This is a genomic window from Bacteroides sp. (assembly GCF_052357945.1).
Lineage (GTDB): Bacteria > Bacteroidota > Bacteroidia > Bacteroidales > Bacteroidaceae > Bacteroides.
The window spans coordinates 1-21,393 of sequence record NZ_DAWCXD010000024.1 but is presented as its reverse complement, the minus strand read 5'-3'; the positions used below and the strand labels follow the sequence as shown (position 1 = coordinate 21,393).

Sequence of the window (21,393 nt, the reverse complement as noted above, 5' to 3'; positions counted from 1 at the left end):
AGCTACTAAGATAGTGACGCTATCCCATCAACATAGTGACGGTATATGCTTAGGATAGCGTCACTATCCAAGGCATATACCGTCACTATATATAAACCGAATATTTCGGGCTTTTCACTCTAATTTCCGCGCTGTGTAGGCAAGGTAAATTCCTGTGAATCACAAATCACTCCATTCTCGTCCGCCACTGCGACACGGAATGTTACTTCACCGTCTTTCAATTTTTCACCGGCATGGATCGAAGCCGTATAACGGATACCCTCACCCGGAAGAATTTCCTCCACCATCACCGAAGGAGAGATGCCGAGATGCTTCACCTTTTCTACCGTTTCCACCACAGGAACCACATTATAGACAGGCTTTCTCCCTTCATTCATAATCTCAAAGATAATTTTGCTATTTTCTCCCGCATCAATCACATGACTACGATTATCATCAATGAAACGGATTTTGCGCAACTTCAGTTGAGAAATAGGTTGCTGAACTTGCAGCTGCTTCTTATACTTTTGCACACGTACTTCCCGTACTTCAGGAATATACGCATCTTCTTCTATTTGTTCTTGTCTCGGTGCCGTCAATGCGTTTCCAATAGCCGCACCGGCAATGGTTCCTACAATATTTCCAATAGCAGAGCCACGGTAACCGCCCCTCCAGCCATGATTATTATCTCCGACAAGTCCGCCTATCGAACTTCCCAGACTACCTCCGATAGAAGCACCTGCCATGATAGCTCCCGGATTTCCCATACGCCCCGACGCACATCCACTCAAAAGCAAAGCGGAAAGCAAAATTACTGTTAGTTGTTTCTTCATGAGTCTCTCTATTTAGTGTTATTATTTATTCTACCACTTTAAAACGAGCGAAACGTAATAATAGTTGCTTGTCTCCCGCATTTTTAAAATGAATAGTTGCTTTCGCATTGTCTCCCGTTCCTTCTACTTTAATCACTTCACCCAATCCGAAACGTTCGTGCTCTATCATCTGTCCGGCTTGTACTCCTGCTACCGATGCCGAACCGGAAGACGCCATCTGCGCACTGCTACTTCCACCAACAGCACTTACCTTCTTCAAATTTCTCGGTACACTGGGAGCAATAATCTGCGCTTTCGGACGTTCACGCTGTTCGGAAGATGTACTTCCGAAAGGGGCACGCGACGGAGAAGCTGAACGGGTGAATCCTCCTTCAATCTCCCTGCGAAAACGTCCCGCACCTTCATCAACAGCACGGCTCACTCCTGCCTCATGCGGCAGTTGCAAGTAATGAACATCGATATCACGCAGGAAACGGCTGGGACTTCCAAACTCCATCTTTCCGTAACGGAAACGGGTTTTGGCAAAAGACAGATAACAATGTTCCTCCGCACGAGTAATAGCTACATAGAACAAACGACGTTCTTCTTCCAATGCCCGGGGAGAATCTCCTACCATCCCACTGGGAAACAGGTTTTCTTCCAGACCGACCACAAATACATTCTTAAACTCCAATCCTTTAGCCGAATGAACTGTCATCAACGTTATCTTTTCCCCATCATCCGCCTTGTCGGAATCCTGATCGGTAAGCAATGCAATCTCCGAAAGGAAATCGGTAAGAGACACATTCGGGTTACCCTCCTCCTGCCGCAAAGCGCAGAAGTCATTCATTCCATTCACCAACTCTTCTATATTTTCCTTACGGCTTAGATTCTCGGGGGATGTATCCTGACAGACATCGTTGATAATGCCGGACTGACGGATGATATTCGTTCCTATTTCATAAGCGTTCTTATCTGCCTGATCGACAATGAAACTTTCTATCAATTCACGAAAGCCTTGCAGTTTTGCATGCGTTCCTTTATTTATATCCAGTCCGTAACTCAATGGTTCGCAGAGTGCCGCCCAAAGACTTACGCCATGATCGGTAGCCGCCGATATAATCTTCCCGACTGTCGTATCTCCAATACCACGAGCCGGATAATTGATGATTCGTTTGAATGCTTCTTCATCATTCGGGTTCACCACCAAACGGAAATAAGCAATTACATCTTTTATCTCTTTCCGCTGATAAAACGAGAGCCCCCCGTAAATCTTATAAGGCATACTCCGTTTCCGAAGAGCCTCTTCGAAAATACGGCTTTGCGCATTCGTACGATACAGGATGGCAAAATCAGCATATCCGTAACAATACTCCCGTCGCAGTTCCACAATCTTATTAGCTACAATATCTCCCTCTTCCACATCGCTATACGCCTGAAATACGCCGATAGGTTCCCCCTTTTCTTTCTCCGAAAACACGGCTTTCCGTATCTGGCGTTCATTCTTCTCAATCAGGCTGTTGGCGGCACAAACAATGGTTTGTGTGGAACGGTAATTCTGCTCCAGTTTAAAGACTTTCGTATTGGGATAGATTTTTGTAAAATAGAGAATATTGTCAATATCCGCCCCACGGAAAGAATAGATACTTTGCGCATCATCTCCCACGACACAGACCCGTTGATTTTCTTTAGTCAGTTGCAGGACAATGCTATGCTGCGCATAATTCGTATCCTGATACTCATCTACCAACACATAACGGAACTGATCGCGATAACGTGCCAACACTTCCGGAAAGTCACGGAATAAAATATAGGTGTACACCAGTAAATCATCGAAATCCATTGCACCTGCCTGACGACATCTGTCCCAATAACGAGTATAGATATCACGGATAGCAGGCATCTTGGCAGCCATATCTCCTTCGTAAGCCTCTTTATTGGCAGCGTACCCTGTGGGAGTAACCAGATGATTCTTAGCATTGGAGATGCGTGCTTGTACCGCTCCCGGCTTATAAGTTTTCTCGTCCAATCCCATCTCTTTAATAATGGAACGGAGCAGACTCTTACTATCAGCCGTATCATAGATGGTGAACTGGGAAGTGAACCCTATAAATGTTGCTTCGGCACGAAGAATCCGTGAGAAGATGGAATGGAAAGTCCCCATCCACAAATAACGTGCCCGTTCCATACCTACCTGACGGGCAATACGCTCTTTCATCTCGCGCGCCGCCTTATTCGTAAAGGTCAGTGCAAGGATATTCCACGGATTGTAGCCGTTCTCCTGTTCCAGCAAGTAAGCGATTTTATAAGTCAATACACGCGTCTTCCCCGAACCTGCACCGGCTATCACCAGCGAAGGACCGTCATTATAAGTCACTGCAGCACACTGACTCTCGTTCAATTCATCTATATAATTGGTATTCATAACAGCATTATAAAAACAATGTGGATTTTTAACAAACCCTTGGCATTCAAATTTGTTCTCAATACAAAAGTATAATATTCATTCGAGAATGAAGGTATTTTTATGAATTTTCATCACTAACTATTTTAACCTAACACCAAAAAGCAATGAAAAGAAGTATATTTTTATCGATTATTTTGAGTTTGTTTCTGGTCGCCTGCATTCCACAGGCAATGGCACAAAAGCAGAGCCGCCTGGAAAAGCTGCTAAGGTATCTGAACGATAATGACGCCGACAAATGGCAGAAAAACCGTGATAAGATAGATGACGAGACACAAACCTATTATGCCGAGGAACTGGCATTATTGGATGTGCTCAATGGATTGTGGAACGAGCAAAGCGAACAGGCTGCCACCAACTATTTCGGATGCTACGAAAGGGCAACGAAAGCTTATTTTCCCAATATCTGTGAAGAAGAGAAAATACAACTTTCCAACGTACAAAACAAAGCGGAACTGGCTGTTATCTCCATTCTGGAAGCTTCGAAAGATCAAATTCCTTTTAGCAAGACGTTGATGGACAGTATCCAGTCAAGCGGTTATCCGGGAGATTCTACCATCTTGCAAAAGGTGCGGACCATCCGTGAAATGGCTTTACTGGAAGATATGCTGAAAACACCTACGCTGAATATTTATCAAACGTACATCACGGAATATCCGAACGGCAAATTTATCTCTCAAATCAATACTGCGGAAAACAAACGGCTTTACCAGATCGTAAAGAGTAATCCGACATCAGCGAATTTCAAGGCATTTTTTGATAACGCCAACATGCAGAAATTCTTCACGGATAAAGACACGCGTCCATTCCTTCCGGAAGTTCGCGCGTTATACGATGATTTTCTGTTTCAAGGAATCGACAGTCTCCGGGAGAAAGGAAACGCAACAGCTATCCGGCAGATTATTGACGAGTATAAGCAATCACCTTACCTGACTTCCACAGCACGTACTCATCTGGACGACCTTGAATATCTTAGTGAAAAAGCTGATTTTGAGCTTTTAAAAGCTGCCATTGTCAATTCCGAATCTTTGAGTATGCTGCAGGATTTTCTTTGCACACACAGGTACAAGGAATTTCGTGACCAGGCCAATGCACTACGGACACCGTTTATTCTGCAAACAATCATATCCACTCCTACTTCTGTGAAATACTATAATGGAGGACGATTGATTAAGTCTGCGGAAAATGACAGTACGGGAAATACCTCGACCACTTATTCGTATGACGATAAGGGACAGCTCATTTCTACATTGTCGCTTACCGTAAAGAACGGTCAGCCAAGCAATGAAATACAAACGAACAGATTATACGATCCGCAAGGTCACTGCATTTTTGAAGTGCAAACGAATCCGAAAACCAAAACGGATCTCTACCGGCGGACACGCCGTATCGGTACTGACGGAAGTATCGAGAGCGATTCGCTCAAGTATACAGATGGAAGAGTTATCATAAGTTCCTACAATAAACAGGGGTTATTGACCGAAACCAAAGAATATAATAAGAATGGAGAACTTCAGGCATACACCGCAAACAAATATGATGATAAAGGCAGATTGATTTCATCCCAACATCAAAACCTGCTTTTTGCCAATTCTCCGGATCAGGTTATTTCACAAAAAGATGCTTATGAATACGATAAATACGGTTATCTGACACAGATCGTTTACCAACGGATTTTAGGCAATAACCAGAAAACATCCGGATGCCTGATCTGCCTGTACGATAAATACGGAAACCGGATCGATAGCAATTCTTATTATGAATATGATAATACGGGCCAATGGATCTGCCGGACCGACCGTGAGCATCCGAAAGAAGTGGAACGCATACAGTACATTTACAAATAAAGTAAGATGCTGTGAACATTTTGCAAAGGGCTTCTGTTATTATAGTATAACAAGCCAATTAAAACTTGTAACATTATGAATACTATATTAATGTCTTTAATTATGATGACCATGACTTACGAAATGCCTAAACTTCCTTACGCAAACAATGCGTTGGAACCTGTAATCAGTCAGCAAACAATAGATTTCCATTACGGAAAACATCTACAAACGTATGTAAATAATCTGAATAGCCTCGTGCCCGGAACAGAATATGAAGGTAAAACGGTAGAAGAAATCGTTGCAGCCGCACCGGATGGAGCTATATTCAATAACGCCGGACAAGTATTGAACCACAATCTGTACTTCCTGCAATTTGCCCCGAAACCCTCAAAGAAAGAGCCGTCAGGCAAACTGGGAGAAGCCATCAAACGTGACTTCGGTAGCTTTGAAAACTTCAAGAAAGAATTCAACGCAGCAGCAGTCGGATTGTTCGGTTCAGGATGGGCCTGGCTATCCGTTGGGAAAGACGGTAAACTGAAAATCACTAAAGAAGCCAACGGCAGTAATCCGGTACGTGCCGGTTTGAAACCGCTTCTCGGATTTGACGTTTGGGAACACTCCTATTATCTGGATTATCAGAACCGCCGCGCCGACCATGTAAATGCCCTGTGGGATATCATCGACTGGGATGTGGTTGAAAAAAGAATGTAACCGGATTTACTAGCAAAACTATACTTATGAAAAAGGTCGTTGTGGTTTTCACAGCGACCTTTTTTACAGACTAAAAAAAACAAGCTTTTATTGTATATCAAACGCATTAGTTGTATTTTTGCAACCCATAAACTAGCATAACAAACAATTATGGTACTATATAAAAGAAAAGAGATACGATTTATTGTCTCCATTGCCGTTCTCCTTTTCTTCCCCCTTTTCTGCAACGCTGCCGCCACAGCAGAACCAGAGGAAGAAATTCTGTTCGTTACCTCATACAATTCTGACACTAAATATACCTACGATAACATCAGCACATTTATAGAAACCTACTCCCAGTTGGGAGGAAGATACTCGACTATTGTAGAAAACATGAATGCGACAGATTTAACGCAGGCGCACCAATGGAAAAAAACATTAACCGATATTTTAGACAAACATCCGAAAGCTAAATTAGTGATTCTTTTGGGTGGTGAAACATGGAGCAGTTTCCTTCATCTTGAAGATGAGAAATATAAGCAGCTTCCTGTTTTCTGCGCAATGGCATCACGCAACGGCATCCGTATTCCGGAGGATTCAATCGATATCCGAAACTATAATCCTGTAAGTATCGACTTAACGGAACGAATGAAGGAGTACAACGTAAAATACTGTGATACATACGAATATGACATCAGCAAAGATATCGAAATGATACAGGATTTCTACCCGGACACAGAGCACCTGGTATTTGTATCGGATAATACCTATAACGGACTTGCCGAACTGGCATGGTTCAAGAAAAACCTGCAACATTTTCCGCAGTTATCCATCACTTACATTGACGGCCGCATCCATACACTCGATATGGCTGCCAATCAATTGCGCAATCTTCCCAGAAACACAGCAATGCTTCTTGGTATCTGGAGAATTGACAGCAGGGGGATCACTTACATGAACAACTCCGTTTATGCTTTTTCCAAAGCCAATCCTCTCCTGCCTGTGTTCAGTATGACTTCCACCGCAATAGGTTATTGGGCTATCGGAGGATATGTCCCGCAATATGAAGGAGTGGGAAAAAATATGGGAGAATATGCTTACCGCTTTTTAGACCAGAAGGAAACGGATATCAGCAGCATCAATGTCTTACCCAACCGATATAAATTTGACGCGAAGAAACTAAAGGAATGGGGATTTGAGAACAAGAAGTTGCCTGTCAACTCAATGGTTATCAATCAGCCTGTCCCCTTCTTTGTAGCCTACAAGACGGAAGTACAATTTATCCTGATTATCTTCCTCGTATTAGTAGGAAGTCTGATGATTTCCCTGTATTACTATTACCGGACTAAAATCCTGAAAAATCACCTTGAAAGAACCACGCAACAATTAAGGGAAGATAAAGAGAAACTGGAAAAGTCTGAAATCGAATTACGTGACGCCAAAGAGCGCGCTGAAGAAGCTAATCAGCTGAAAAGTGCTTTTGTCTCGAATATGAGCCATGAGATACGGACACCTTTAAACGCAATTGTCGGTTTCTCCAGCCTGATTATCGGTTCGGTAGAGCAGAATGATGAACTGAAAGAATACGCCGATATCGTCCAGACTAATTCCAATTTATTACTCCAACTGATTAGCGATGTACTGGATATATCACGCTTGGAATCAGGAAAGCTGCAATTCAACTATGAATGGTGCGAGCTGGTGAACCATTGCCAGAATATGATTACTCTCACCAACCGGAATAAGACAGTGGATGTAGACATCAAACTCCAAATGCCTAAAGAGCCTTACATGCTCTACACGGACCCGTTACGTCTGCAACAGATTATTATCAACCTACTGAATAATGCCTTGAAATTCACTCCTGCCGGAGGAAGCATCACGCTGGATTATGAAGTAGACGAAGAAAAGCAATGTATGCTGTTCTCGGTAACAGATACCGGCACGGGAATCCCCGAAGATAAACAGGAACTCGTATTCCAACGTTTCGAAAAGCTGAATGAGTTCGTACAGGGTACAGGATTGGGACTGGCTATCTGCAAACTGACCATCCAATATATGGGAGGTGATATCTGGATTGACAAGAGTTACAAAAATGGCGCCCGATTTATCTTTTCTCATCCTATCAAAAAACAGGAATCAACAGAAAAATGAAAAAAAATCGACTGATTTAGTGTTTTTCTGTTTCTTTTTCACTTACTTTGCTCCCGTAAAGACAAAGGGGTGCCCCATGAGGGGCTGAGATTATACCCTAGGAACCTGAGGCAGTTAGCACTGACGTAGGGATTGTGTTTCTTCTTATCGCCTTTCCATTCGAGCACGCTCTTTGTATTTACTTTCAACTTATTTATTCTGATAGGACAATGAAAGTACAAGTGAACAACAAAGAGGTGGAAATTACTCCTGACTCTACCCTTACACAACTGACAGCACAACTCGAACTTCCGGTTCAAGGCATTGCTATCGCCGTAAACAACAAAATGATTCCCCGTACCGAATGGGAGGGTTTCATATTGCATGAGAACGATAACCTGGTGATTATCAAAGCTGCTTGCGGAGGATAAGGGAATGGTCAGTCTACAATTTATCACGCATCAGACCGAACGGTACTCGTACCTCGAATCGGCACGTATGGCACTCGAAGGCGGGTGCAAATGGATCCAACTACGCATGAAAGAGGCTCCTCTCGAAGAAGTGGAGGCAGTAGCCCTGCAACTGAAACCACTTTGTAAAGAGCACGAAGCAATCCTGATTCTGGACGATCATGTTGAACTGGCGCAAAAGCTGGAAGTGGACGGTGTGCATCTGGGCAAAAAGGATATGCCTATCGACCAGGCCCGCCAAATTCTTGGAGAGGCTTTCATTATCGGCGGTACTGCAAATACATTCGAAGATGTTGTACAGCACTATCGTGCCGGTGCCGATTATCTTGGCATCGGTCCTTTCCGGTTTACTACCACCAAAAAGAATTTAAGCCCTGTACTGGGATTGGAAGGCTATTCCTCCATCCTTTCACAAATGAAAGAGGCAAATATCGAAATCCCCGTAGTAGCGATCGGAGGAATTACTTATGAGGATATTCCTGCCATACTTCACACAGGAGTCAATGGGATAGCCCTATCGGGAACCATTCTCGGAGCGGATAATCCGGTAGAAGAAACACGTAGAATCCTGAATCATGCGTAAAGCAATGATATACCAATCAGTAATTTAATTTATAATATATATAGAATGGAAAAGTTAGTAATTGCGGGACGCGAATTTAACTCCCGTCTTTTCCTGGGAACAGGAAAATTCAATTCCAATGAAGTAATGGAACAAGCTATTCTGGCTTCAGGCACGGAAATGGTTACTGTTGCCATGAAACGAATCGACATGGACAACAAAGAGGATGACATGCTGAAACATATTATTCATCCGAATATTCAGCTATTGCCCAATACTTCCGGTGTACGCAATGCAGAGGAGGCTGTTTTTGCAGCACAACTGGCTCGTGAAGCCTTTGGAACAAATTGGCTGAAACTGGAAATTCACCCGGACCCACGCTATCTGCTCCCTGACTCTATCGAGACACTGAAAGCTACGGAAGAACTGGTAAAACTGGGGTTTATCGTGTTGCCTTATTGTCAGGCTGACCCTGTACTCTGCAAACGTCTGGAAGAAGCGGGCGCAGCTACTGTTATGCCGCTCGGTGCACCAATCGGTACCAATAAAGGACTGCAGACCAAAGAATTCCTGCAAATCATTATCGAACAGGCAGGTATCCCGGTAGTCGTAGATGCAGGCATCGGTGCACCCAGTCATGCTGCCGAAGCAATGGAACTGGGAGCTTCCGCTGTATTAGTTAATACCGCAATAGCCGTTGCCGGAAATCCGGTAGAAATGGCAAAAGCATTCAAAGCGGCTACAGAAGCCGGAAGACAGGCTTACGAAGCAGGATTAGGGTTACAAGCCGTCGACTTCGTGGCAGAAGCAAGTTCACCTCTAACGGCTTTTCTTGATTAAAAACGAATAAACTATGGAACAAAAAATAAAATTCCCCCGCTCGCAGAAAGTCTATTTACCCGGTAAACTTTATCCGAATATCCGTGTAGCGATGCGGAAAGTGGAACAAGTACCCAGTGTCAGCTTTGAAGGCGAAGAAAAGATAGCAACACCGAACCCGGAGATATATGTATATGATACCAGCGGACCGTTCAGCGATGCGAATATGAACATTGATCTTAAAAAAGGACTGCCGCGTATACGTGAAGAATGGATTGTAGGCCGTGGTGATGTGGAACAACTTCCTGAAATTACTTCAGAATACGGACAAATGAGAAGGGATGATAAAAGTCTCGATCACTTACGTTTCGAGCACATCGCTCTGCCCTATCGCGCTAAAAAAGGAGAAGCAATCACTCAAATGGCATACGCCAAAAGAGGGATTATCACCCCTGAAATGGAATATGTAGCAATCCGCGAGAACATGAATTGCGAGGAATTGGGAATCAAGACCCACATTACTCCAGAATTTGTCCGTCAGGAGATTGCAGAGGGACGTGCCGTATTACCGGCCAATATCAACCACCCGGAAGCTGAACCGATGATTATCGGACGCAACTTCCTTGTGAAAATCAATACGAATATCGGAAACTCGGCTACTACCTCAAGCATAGATGAAGAAGTGGAGAAAGCATTGTGGAGCTGCAAATGGGGTGGCGACACCTTGATGGATCTTTCCACAGGAGAAAATATCCATGAAACACGCGAATGGATTATCCGTAATTGTCCCGTACCCGTCGGCACGGTTCCTATTTATCAGGCACTTGAAAAGGTGAACGGCATAGTGGAAGACCTCACCTGGGAAATCTACCGGGATACATTGATTGAACAATGCGAACAAGGTGTAGATTACTTCACCATTCATGCAGGGATCCGCCGCCATAATGTTCATCTTGCCGATAAACGGTTGTGCGGTATTGTCAGCCGTGGAGGAAGCATAATGAGTAAATGGTGTCTCGTACACGATCAGGAAAGTTTCTTATACGATCACTTTGATGATATTTGTGATATCCTGGCACAATATGATGTAGCTGTTTCTTTAGGCGACGGACTTCGTCCGGGTTCTATCTACGATGCGAACGATGAAGCGCAGTTTGCCGAACTGGATACCATGGGAGAATTAGTGCTTCGTGCCTGGGATAAGAATGTCCAGGCATTTATTGAAGGCCCCGGACACGTTCCGATGCATAAAATAAAAGAGAACATGGAACGTCAGATCGAAAAATGCCATGACGCCCCATTCTATACACTCGGCCCGTTAGTGACGGATATTGCTCCCGGATACGACCATATCACTTCCGCTATCGGTGCCGCACAAATCGGATGGCTAGGTACGGCTATGCTTTGTTATGTCACTCCGAAAGAACACCTTGCCTTACCCGACAAAGAGGATGTACGCGTAGGAGTCATTACCTACAAGATAGCCGCTCATGCCGCTGACCTGGCAAAAGGACACCCGGGTGCACAGGTACGGGACAACGCATTGAGTAAAGCTCGTTATGAGTTCCGCTGGAAAGATCAGTTCGACCTGTCTCTCGATCCGGAGCGGGCGCAGACTTATTTCCGTGCAGGACATCATATCGATGGAGAATATTGTACGATGTGCGGACCTAATTTCTGTGCAATGAGACTATCACGCGATTTAAAGAAAAGCACTAAAAACAACAAATAATGAGTGGGGAGAAACAAAAAGTCAGCCCACTGACCTACCCTCTCTCCTCATTTCAATTTTTAATTTTTAATTGATTAAAATGTTCTCCGACGAATTAGAAAAAATATCCTGGGAAGAGACGACAAAAGCCATCTATTCCAAAACAGATGCCGACGTACGCCGTGCATTGGGTAAAAAAGAGCATCTGGATGTCAACGACTTTATGGCGCTGATTTCACCTGCCGCCACTCCTTATCTGGAAGTGATGGCACGCCTTAGTCAGAAATATACGATGGAACGGTTCGGTAAGACTATCTCCATGTTCGTACCGCTCTACCTGACTAATTCATGTACCAACTCCTGTGTCTATTGTGGTTTCCACATCAGCAATCCGATGAAAAGAACGATACTGACAGAGGAAGAGATTGTCAACGAATACAAAGCCATCAAACGGCTGGCTCCTTTTGAGAACCTACTGCTCGTTACCGGTGAAAACCCTGCTGCAGCAGGTGTTCCCTACATTGCCCGGGCGTTGGATTTGGCAAAACCTTATTTCAGCAACCTGCAAATTGAAGTGATGCCCCTTAAAGCAGAAGAATATCAGGAACTGACTAATCATGGTCTGAATGGAGTGATCTGTTTTCAAGAGACTTACCATAAAGCAAATTACAAGACATATCATCCGAGAGGCATGAAGTCTAAATTCGAATGGCGTGTAGACGGATTTGACCGCATGGGACAGGCAGGTGTACATAAGATTGGTATGGGTGTCCTGATCGGTCTGGAAGAATGGCGGACAGACGTAACGATGATGGCTTATCATCTGCGTTATCTGCAGAAGCATTACTGGAAAACAAAATACAGCGTAAATTTCCCGCGTATGCGTCCGTCTGAAAATGGCGGATTCCAACCGAATGTAGTCATGAACGACCGGGAACTGGCTCAACTTACATTCGCGATGCGAATCTTCGACCACGACGTAGATATCTCCTATTCCACCCGTGAAAGTGCAGAAATCCGAAATCACATGGCAACGCTCGGTGTTACAACCATGAGTGCGGAGAGTAAAACTGAACCGGGAGGATATTACAGTTATCCTCAAACCCTGGAACAATTTCACGTAAGTGATGAGCGAAAGGCGGTTGAAGTGGAACGTGACTTGAAGAAACTAGGTCGCGAACCAGTTTGGAAAGATTGGGATCAGTCTTTTGATTTTAAAAGATAGGCAGATGCGATACGATAGACAAATCATACTTCCCGAAATCGGAGAAGAAGGTCAGAAGAAACTGCAGGAAGCCAAAGTGCTTATTGTAGGTGTGGGAGGGCTAGGCTCTCCCATCGCTCTCTACCTGGCAGGCGCCGGTGTGGGATGTCTCGGACTGGTAGATGACGATTTGGTAAGCATCACTAACCTGCAACGACAAGTTCTCTATTCCGAAAAGGAATTGGGTAAACCGAAAGCTATCTGTGCAGCGGAACGGCTCTCCGCTCTCAACAGCGAGATCAGAATACATACCTACTCTACCCGGTTGACGAAAGAAAATGCTTATCATATCATTCAGGAATATGATATAGTAGTCGACGGCTGTGATAACTTTGCCACCCGCTACCTGATTAACGATACCTGCATTGAACAGAAAAAGCCATACGTATATGGTGCTATCTGCGGCTTTGAAGGACAGGTTTCTGTATTCAACTATGGAAACCAGAAAAAGAACTACCGGGATCTTTATCCTAACGAAGAAGAAATGCAACGAATGCCTCCTCCACCTAAAGGTGTGATGGGAGTTACTCCTGCCATTGTAGGAAGCGTTGAAGCTACGGAAGTGCTGAAAATAATCTGTGATTTTGGTAATGTTTTAGCCGGCGAACTATGGACAATCGACCTGCGGACATGGCAATCTAACAAATTTTCACTATAAAGGTTGGTTTCTGACATAGTTAATTAGTAACTTTGCTAAGCAATCCAATTTTAACAAAAGAAATGAAACTAATTGTAGTTACCACCCCTACCTTCTTCGTCGAAGAAGATAAGATTATTACCGCTCTTTTCGAAGAGGGGCTGGATGTCCTACATCTTAGGAAGCCGGAAACTCCGGCTATGTATTCGGAACGGCTATTGACACTTATTCCGGATAAATATCACCGCCGTATCGTCACGCATGAACATTTCTATCTGAAAGAAGAATTTAATCTGATGGGTATCCACCTGAATGCCCGTAATCCCAAAGAGCCGCATGATTATTATGGTCACATCAGCTGTTCGTGCCATTCAGTGGAGGAGGTAAAAAACAGAAAGCATTTTTACGACTATGTTTTTATGAGCCCTATTTATGATAGTATCTCTAAAGTGAATTACTATTCAACATATACTGCCGAAGAATTGCGTGAAGCACAAAGAGGCAAAATTATCGATTCGAAAGTGATGGCATTAGGGGGTATCAATGAAGACAATTTACTGGAGATTAAGGATTTCGGTTTTGGAGGGGCCGTCGTATTAGGAGATCTCTGGAATAGATTCGACGCTTGTCAGGATCAAAATTTTTTGGCCGTAATCGAGCATTTCAAAAAACTGAAGAAGCTATCTGATTAATAAAAAGCCGATCATAGAATTGGCTATGCTTTCTCATTTTATTCAATAAGAAAAGTACTTTTCCCAATCATGAAATATATAGAAAGCCGTTACGAATCATCTTCTGCAACGGCTTTCTATATTTTCAGTGTTTTTTATCAGAACTTATATCCTACAACGATAGAAAAGTTCATGTTTTTAGGATTACCAACTTTTTGTACGTCAACTAAACCGAACTGACCTTCCAAACCTGCAATGATTTTACCAAATTCCAATGCAACTCCTACACCAAGACCTGCATCAAAACGTTTCAAAGCATCGTCACCAAACGTATCTTCCTTATACTCCACATTACCCATATCCATTTTCGATTTTCCTGCAATTCCACATGCCAAATAAGGTCCTGCATTAACCACAAGATTAGTATTGTCTGCAACATTAAAGCGAGCAGCAGCCATTACCGGTAATTCCAAATAATAGGCGTTGATAGTCAATTCATCTTTTTTGGCGCCCTTGCTAGTCAGGTATAATGAAGGTTGCAGTGACCATGTATCATTAAAAGCATATTCAAAACCTCCACCAAGTTTGAAACCAATCTTAGCATTCATATCAGCATCTCCAGTGTAATTACTGATGTTCATACCTACTTTGGCATTCCAACCTGTAATTTGAGAAAAACCTGCCACTGAAATTAGTGCAAATAAAACAAACAAAATACTCTTCTTCATAATTTTAAAGTTTTAAATTAATACTAAAGGTTTTTAGTAACCTTCTTGTTTAACAACACAAATGTATAATTGTAATTTGTATTAAACAACTTTTTCGTTAATAAATGCGTAAAGTATAGAGATTATACATAAAAAAAGGGAATTCCCTATTTTTGAGAACTCCCTTTCCTATTTGTTGAATTGTTTTCTTCTTATTAGAATGCGTAATGGAAACCAATTGAAAGATCTTCACTGGTAAGTTCAAGACCAAAAGAATCTCCTAGCGTATTTATATTTCTACGATATCCCAGGAAACCATACTTGGCAATGAAAGAGAAGTGATCGTTCAATTTAACAGCAATACCCGGTCTAAGTCCCACTTGTCCGGCTTTAGTAGTGTCTCCGTCTTTAACCTTCACGAAGCCGAGAGCAGCAGTTCCGTCCAGGAACAGGCGAACCGCACCAGTTTCACAGTAAGACCAACGAATGTATGGAGCAACAATTACTGAATTTTTTGTTAGTCCACCATTATAATTATGTGAATAATCCAATTCAGCACCCAATGCCCATGTTTCATTAAAGTTGTATCCAACTTCCGGAGCAACTTTAAAAGAAGTAGTGTTGCCTGTACTGTTACGCCAAACGTTCAAAGATCCGCCTACGTAAATGTCTTGTGCTTTTACAGCGATAGTTGCTAACATTACAACTACCAATAATAAACCCTTTTTCATTTTCTTTGTTTTTTAAAATTAAACGTTAGACCCCAATTCGGTCGATTTCTGGGGTGCAAATGTAAAGCTGTTTTTATGATTAAACAAACATTTAGTTAGTTTTTTATAATAAATACCAAATAAATATTGGATAGTAAGCGGACATACATAGCTAACAGACATAAAATAAAATAGACTGCAAATACTTTCACAAGTATTTACAGCCTATTTATCAGATAGTTAAGTACCTAACCAGTGTATTTGACTATCCTTCTATTGCAGCCTGCGCCGCCGCCAATCTGGCAATTGGCACTCTGAATGGAGAACAACTAACGTAGTTCAAACCTACCCGGTGACAGAATTTCACTGAAGAAGGCTCACCACCATGTTCACCACAGATACCACATTTCAGATCCGAACGGATAGCACGGCCCTTTTCTGTAGCCATACGTACCAATTGTCCCACACCATTCTGGTCGAGAACCTGGAACGGGTCTACTTTCAAAATCTTCTTTTCCAGATAAACAGGAAGGAAAGAAGCTATATCATCACGAGAATAACCGAAGGTCATCTGCGTTAAGTCATTTGTACCGAATGAGAAGAACTCGGCAGAAGAAGCAATGCGGTCGGCAGTCAAAGCGGCACGCGGGATTTCAATCATTGTACCCACTTTGAAGTCAATGCTATCTCCTACTTCCTCAAACAATTTCTTAGCTTCCGCACGGATTACATTTTCCTGCTCCTTGAATTCATACAAGATACCAGTTAATGGAACCATGATTTCCGGATGAGTTTCCACTCCTTCTTTCTTCAGTTCCAATGCAGCACCCAAAATAGCACGCGTCTGCATTTGAGTAATTTCAGGATAAGTATTTCCTAAACGACAACCACGGTGACCCAACATCGGATTATGTTCACACAGCGATTCTACACGTTGCTGGATATATTGCAGGCTTACACCCATCGTATCCGCCATTTCCTGCTGTCCCTTCGTATCATGAGGAACAAACTCATGCAAAGGAGGATCAAGCAAACGAACAGTTACCGGGCAACCAGCCATTGCTTTAAAAATACCCTTGAAGTCTTCCTGTTGATATGGAAGAATCTTAGCCAATGCTTTCCGACGTCCTTCTGCATTTTCCGCCAGAATCATTTCACGCATTGCCTTGATCTTTTCACCTTCGAAGAACATGTGTTCCGTACGGCAAAGACCAATACCTACCGCACCGAAGTTACGTGCAACTTCCGCATCATGAGGAGTATCCGCATTGGTACGTACCTGCAAACGAGTATATTTATCAGCCAGTGTCATCAATTCGGCAAAGTCGCCGGAAAGCTCTGCAGCTTTCGTTTCTACCTTACCATTATATACTACACCTGTACTTCCGTTCAGAGAGATATAATCGCCTTCTTTCAACACAACACCGTCAATTTCTACGGTACGGTTTTTATAATCGATATTCAATGCACCTGCACCCGATACGCAGCATTTACCCATACCACGAGCCACAACAGCCGCGTGAGAAGTCATACCGCCACGAGCCGTAAGAATACCTTCGGCAACTGCCATACCGGCCAAGTCTTCCGGAGAAGTTTCGATACGAACCATTACCACACGTTTACCGGCAGCATGCCATTCAGCAGCGTCGTCAGCAAAGAACACCACCTGACCGGTTGCAGCACCCGGAGAAGCCGGAAGACCACGAGTCAACACTTTGGCTTTCTTCAAAGCATCCTTATCGAATACAGGGTGAAGCAATTCATCGAGTTTATTCGGTTCCACGCGCATCAAAGCAGTCTTTTCGTCAATCATGCCCTGACGGAGCAAATCCATAGCGATCTTCACCATAGCAGCACCTGTACGCTTACCGTTACGTGTCTGAAGGAACCAGAGTTTACCTTCTTGTACGGTGAACTCCATGTCCTGCATATCTTTATAATGATTTTCCAGTTTAGTCTGGAGAGCATCTAATTCTTTATAGATTTCCGGCATTGCCTCTTCCATGGAAGGGAACTTCGCTGCGCGAACATCTTCGGTCACACCAGCCAATACAGCCCAACGTTGAGAACCAATCTTGGTGATCTGTTGCGGAGTGCGGATACCGGCCACTACGTCTTCACCTTGTGCGTTAATCAGGTATTCACCATTGAAAAGATCTTCACCCGTACCGGCATCACGTGAGAAACAAACACCAGTAGCCGAAGTTTCACCCATATTACCGAACACCATAGCCTGTACATTGACAGCTGTACCCCATTCATCAGGTATACTTTCCATCTTACGGTAAAGGATAGCACGTTCATTCATCCATGAATCAAATACGGCACATATAGCTCCCCAAAGTTGTTCGTATGCACCAGTCGGGAAATCTTTTCCGGTCTGTTCCTTTACAGCAGCTTTAAATTTCTTTACGAGTTCCTGCAAGTCTTCCACTTTCAACTCGTTATCCAATTCTACCCCTTTCGCTTTCTTCACCTCTTCGATGATTGCTTCGAACGGGTCGATATCATCTTTATTGGTAGGCTTCATGCCCAATACTACGTCACCGTACATCTGTACAAAACGACGGTAAGAGTCCCATGCAAAACGTGCATTACCCGTCTTACGGATAATACCTTCTACCACTTCGTCATTCAATCCCAAGTTCAGAATCGTATCCATCATACCCGGCATAGATGCGCGCGCACCGGAACGCACAGACACCAACAAAGGATTTTCAACGTCACCGAATTTAGATTTCATCAACGCTTCCACGTGAGTGATCGCTTTTACCACTTCATCTTTCAGCAGTTCAACCACTTTATCACGTCCTAACGTATTGTATTCCGTACAAACATCTGTAGTTATTGTGAATCCGGGAGGGACAGGAATTCCGATTAAATTCATTTCTGCAAGGTTGGCTCCCTTACCACCGAGCAAATTCTTCATGTCAGCCTTTCCTTCTGCCTGACCATTACCAAAGGTATAAACTCTTTTTTTATCCATAATATTGTGTTTAAAGTTACATTATGATTTTTTCTGTTCGCAAATCTAAGGATATTTCGCAAACTTGAAAACTTTTTGCGAAAAAACTTTCTATCAAAATGCAATTTCGACATTACAATCCGGAATATTTCTGTATACCCGAATTTTTTCCAAAAAAAATACCTACTTTTGCAAAGTAATTATTAGACTGGTGTAAAAGTGGCAAGAAAGAAAAAAGAGCTTCCCTTATTGGAGAAGGTAACAATCATGGATGTGGCTGCCGAAGGAAAAGCCATCGCAAAAGTAAACGACCTGGTGATTTTTGTTCCCTATGTAGTGCCGGGTGATGTCGTAGACCTGCAAATCAAGCGTAAAAAGAATAAATATGCCGAAGCTGAAGCGGTGAAGTTTCACGAGCTGTCGCCCAATCGCGCTGTTCCTTTCTGCCAACACTATGGCGTATGCGGTGGCTGCAAGTGGCAAGTGCTCCCCTATTCGGAGCAGATCAGATATAAGCAAAAGCAAGTGGAAGATAATTTGAGACGTATCGGAAAGATCGAACTTCCCGAAATTTCTCCGATTCTCGGTTCTGACAAGACGGAATTCTACAGGAACAAACTGGAATTCACCTTCTCAAATAAACGCTGGTTGACAAACGAAGAAGTTCGTCAGGATGTGAAGTATGACCAGATGAATGCGGTGGGTTTCCACATTCCGGGAGCCTTCGACAAGGTGCTGGCTATTGAGAAATGCTGGTTACAGGATGATATATCCAACCGTATCCGCAACGCTGTACGTGACTACGCTTACGAGCACGATTACTCTTTCATCAATCTGCGCACACAGGAAGGTATGCTGCGGAATATGATTGTACGCACCTCTTCAACAGGCGAGCTGATGGTGATTATTATTTGTAAGATTACGGAAGATCACGAAATGGAACTGTTCAAGCAGTTACTCCAATTCGTAGCGGACTCTTTCCCTGAAATCACTTCTCTTCTATACATTATTAATAATAAGTGCAACGACACAATCAATGATTTGGATGTGCATGTATTTAAAGGGAAAGATCACATCTTTGAAGAAATGGAGGGACTGCGTTTCAAAGTAGGACCGAAATCATTCTATCAGACCAACTCGGAACAGGCTTATAATTTATATAAAGTAGCCCGTGAATTTGCCGGATTAACAGGCAACGAACTGGTATATGACCTCTATACAGGAACAGGAACAATCGCCAACTTCGTATCACGCCAGGCTCGTCAGGTAATCGGTATCGAATATGTGCCGGAAGCTATCGAAGACGCAAAGGTAAATGCAGAAATCAATGATATCAAGAATGCATTGTTTTATGCCGGTGATATGAAGGATATACTGACGCAGGATTTCATCAATCAGCATGGACGTCCGGATGTAATCATCACTGACCCTCCCCGTGCCGGTATGCACCAGGATGTAGTTGATGTCATCTTGTTTGCCGAACCGAAACGGATTGTGTATGTAAGTTGTAATCCTGCCACTCAAGCACGGGATCTGCAATTACTCGATGAGAAGTACAAGGTAAAAGCTGTTCAACCGGTAGATATGTTCCCTCACACCCACCACGTAGAAAATGTGGTGTTGCTGGAACTTCGATAATCCGTGGTGATAATAGAATTTCAAAAGAAAAAAGAAATGGGAAAAAGACCTAGAAGAACTCCTGCTGAAAAAGCACGTGCTCAATATACCAATTATGCAGTGAAAGAACCCATGGAACTAATGGAGTTTCTGGCTGCCAAAATGCCGGATGCGAGTCGCACAAAATTAAAATCATTATTAAGTAAGCGGGTTGTATTTGTTGATAATGTGATAACCACACAATTCAACTTTCCCCTTGAAGCTGGCATGAAAGTGCAAATCAGCAAACAAAAGGGAAAAAAAGAATTTAATAACAGACTGCTGAAAATCGTGTATGAAGACGCATATATCATTGTTGTCGAAAAGATGCAAGGACTTTTATCAGTCAATACAGAAAGACAGAAAGAGCGCACAGCCTATACAATACTTAACGAATACGTGCAACGTTCCGGACGTCAATTCCGTGTGTTTATCGTTCATCGCCTGGACAGGGACACTTCCGGCCTGATGATGTTTGCTAAAGACGAAAAAACACAGCGGACACTACGTGATAACTGGCACGATATCGTGACTGACCGTCGATATGTAGCTGTGGTGGAGGGAAGTATGGAAAAAGATTATGATACAGTCGTTTCCTGGCTGACTGATAAAACGCTTTATGTAAGTTCCAGTGAATATGATGACGGTGGATCAAAATCTATTACCCACTATAAGACCATCAAACGTGCCAACGGATATTCTCTGTTGGAACTCGATTTGGAAACCGGCCGAAAGAATCAGATTCGTGTACACATGCAAGATTTAGGACATCCTATTATCGGTGATGGAAGATATGGAAGAGAAGATGCTCCCAACCCTATCGGACGACTGGCACTCCATGCTTTCAAACTCTGCTTTTATCATCCGGTAACGGGAGATTTGATGGAGTTCGAGACGCCATATCCGGCGGAGTTTAAGAAGTTGTTTCTGAAAAAATAAATTCCTATATTCAAAAATAAAGCCAGAATCATAATCGACTCTGGCTTTATTTTTAATCTTCATTATTATTTTATTGACGCCTCATATAAAATGGCTGTCCATCTATTCTATCTCTAAAATCCCGCCAATTATTATACCATGTTCCACTAAAAGTCCTGTCAGTAGCTTCCGCCCCCCAAATATAGGCATAAGTGTCATCACCATAAAAATACAATTCCATTGAATTATATCCTTCATCAATCCATCTCCACTCAAAAACCAAGTAATTCGGATCACCGGCAGAACCAATCGTTCCTTGATTTCTCGCATTAAAAGTCATGAGCGTACCTCTTCCCCAGGTATATGCCCCGAAATCAATTTCTTCATTCGTATACC

At 43.1% G+C, this 21,393-nt stretch carries 18 protein-coding genes and 1 riboswitch; of the genes, 12 read left to right on the top strand and 6 right to left on the bottom strand.

All coding sequences use genetic code 11. The features are described from left to right. Positions 1–119 precede the first annotated feature (119 nt). Together ACT8YW_RS07245 and ACT8YW_RS07240 are read right to left on the bottom strand one after the other, a co-directional pair. On the bottom strand, positions 120–812 hold the full coding sequence (locus ACT8YW_RS07245; RefSeq protein WP_444104497.1) for a glycine zipper family protein: 693 nt from the start codon (positions 810–812) through the stop codon (positions 120–122). Between the two features lie 25 nt (positions 813–837). Then, on the bottom strand, positions 838–3,216 hold the full coding sequence (locus ACT8YW_RS07240; RefSeq protein ID WP_444104496.1) for an ATP-dependent helicase: 2,379 nt from the start codon (positions 3,214–3,216) through the stop codon (positions 838–840). A 146-nt stretch (positions 3,217–3,362) separates the two neighbouring features. Between ACT8YW_RS07240 and ACT8YW_RS07235 the strand changes: the two genes are divergently transcribed. From ACT8YW_RS07235 to ACT8YW_RS07190, 10 genes are all read left to right on the top strand, one after another. After that, the gene (locus tag ACT8YW_RS07235; RefSeq protein WP_444104495.1) at positions 3,363–5,102 is read left to right on the top strand and encodes an RHS repeat protein; all 1,740 of its coding nucleotides are present in this window, start codon (positions 3,363–3,365) and stop codon (positions 5,100–5,102) included. 75 nt (positions 5,103–5,177) lie between these two features. After that, positions 5,178–5,795: a superoxide dismutase gene (locus ACT8YW_RS07230; protein WP_444104494.1), complete on the top strand. Its 618-nt coding sequence runs from the start codon at positions 5,178–5,180 to the stop codon at positions 5,793–5,795. A gap of 150 nt (positions 5,796–5,945) precedes the next feature. Then, positions 5,946–7,928 (top strand): ATP-binding protein, encoded by a 1,983-nt coding sequence (locus ACT8YW_RS07225; RefSeq protein WP_444104493.1) that lies wholly within the window; start codon positions 5,946–5,948, stop codon positions 7,926–7,928. Between the two features lie 55 nt (positions 7,929–7,983). Further along, a riboswitch (TPP riboswitch) is annotated at positions 7,984–8,077 on the top strand. A 60-nt stretch (positions 8,078–8,137) separates the two neighbouring features. Beyond that, positions 8,138–8,338, top strand: coding sequence for a sulfur carrier protein ThiS (gene thiS, locus ACT8YW_RS07220; RefSeq protein ID WP_004303537.1), 201 nt, complete (start codon positions 8,138–8,140; stop codon positions 8,336–8,338). Positions 8,339–8,342: 4 nt separating this feature from the next. Further along, the gene (locus ACT8YW_RS07215) at positions 8,343–8,960 is read left to right on the top strand and encodes a thiamine phosphate synthase (RefSeq protein WP_444104492.1); all 618 of its coding nucleotides are present in this window, start codon (positions 8,343–8,345) and stop codon (positions 8,958–8,960) included. 45 nt (positions 8,961–9,005) lie between these two features. After that, positions 9,006–9,779 (top strand): thiazole synthase, encoded by a 774-nt coding sequence (locus ACT8YW_RS07210; protein ID WP_004295706.1) that lies wholly within the window; start codon positions 9,006–9,008, stop codon positions 9,777–9,779. A gap of 13 nt (positions 9,780–9,792) precedes the next feature. Next, a complete protein-coding gene (gene thiC / locus ACT8YW_RS07205) occupies positions 9,793–11,490 on the top strand; it encodes a phosphomethylpyrimidine synthase ThiC (RefSeq protein ID WP_444104491.1) in 1,698 nt (565 codons plus the stop codon). Positions 11,491–11,569: 79 nt separating this feature from the next. Then, a complete protein-coding gene (gene thiH, locus ACT8YW_RS07200; RefSeq protein ID WP_004295704.1) occupies positions 11,570–12,694 on the top strand; it encodes a 2-iminoacetate synthase ThiH in 1,125 nt (374 codons plus the stop codon). 4 nt (positions 12,695–12,698) lie between these two features. Then, positions 12,699–13,391: a HesA/MoeB/ThiF family protein gene (locus tag ACT8YW_RS07195; RefSeq protein WP_444104490.1), complete on the top strand. Its 693-nt coding sequence runs from the start codon at positions 12,699–12,701 to the stop codon at positions 13,389–13,391. Between the two features lie 62 nt (positions 13,392–13,453). Then, entirely contained in the window at positions 13,454–14,062 is a 609-nt protein-coding gene (locus tag ACT8YW_RS07190) for a thiamine phosphate synthase (protein WP_444104489.1), read from the top strand. A gap of 137 nt (positions 14,063–14,199) precedes the next feature. On the opposite strand, the gene ACT8YW_RS07185 is transcribed toward ACT8YW_RS07190, so the two are convergent. The 3 genes from ACT8YW_RS07185 to ppdK all read right to left on the bottom strand — a co-directional run bounded on the left by ACT8YW_RS07185 (position 14,200) and on the right by ppdK (position 18,444). After that, a complete protein-coding gene (locus ACT8YW_RS07185) occupies positions 14,200–14,769 on the bottom strand; it encodes a porin family protein (protein ID WP_444104488.1) in 570 nt (189 codons plus the stop codon). Between the two features lie 194 nt (positions 14,770–14,963). Next, positions 14,964–15,479: an outer membrane beta-barrel protein gene (locus ACT8YW_RS07180; protein WP_004295700.1), complete on the bottom strand. Its 516-nt coding sequence runs from the start codon at positions 15,477–15,479 to the stop codon at positions 14,964–14,966. 244 nt (positions 15,480–15,723) lie between these two features. Next, a complete protein-coding gene (gene ppdK / locus ACT8YW_RS07175) occupies positions 15,724–18,444 on the bottom strand; it encodes a pyruvate, phosphate dikinase (RefSeq protein ID WP_444104487.1) in 2,721 nt (906 codons plus the stop codon). 246 nt (positions 18,445–18,690) lie between these two features. On the opposite strand from ppdK, the gene rlmD reads away from it, so the two are divergent. Continuing rightward, the gene (gene rlmD, locus ACT8YW_RS07170; protein WP_444104509.1) at positions 18,691–20,061 is read left to right on the top strand and encodes a 23S rRNA (uracil(1939)-C(5))-methyltransferase RlmD; all 1,371 of its coding nucleotides are present in this window, start codon (positions 18,691–18,693) and stop codon (positions 20,059–20,061) included. Between the two features lie 36 nt (positions 20,062–20,097). Beyond that, positions 20,098–21,018, top strand: coding sequence for an RluA family pseudouridine synthase (locus ACT8YW_RS07165; protein ID WP_004303559.1), 921 nt, complete (start codon positions 20,098–20,100; stop codon positions 21,016–21,018). Positions 21,019–21,088: 70 nt separating this feature from the next. Here the strand turns inward: ACT8YW_RS07165 and ACT8YW_RS07160 are convergent. Then, the coding region (locus ACT8YW_RS07160) for a hypothetical protein (RefSeq protein WP_444104486.1) at positions 21,089–21,393 on the bottom strand (305 nt) is incomplete at its 5' end.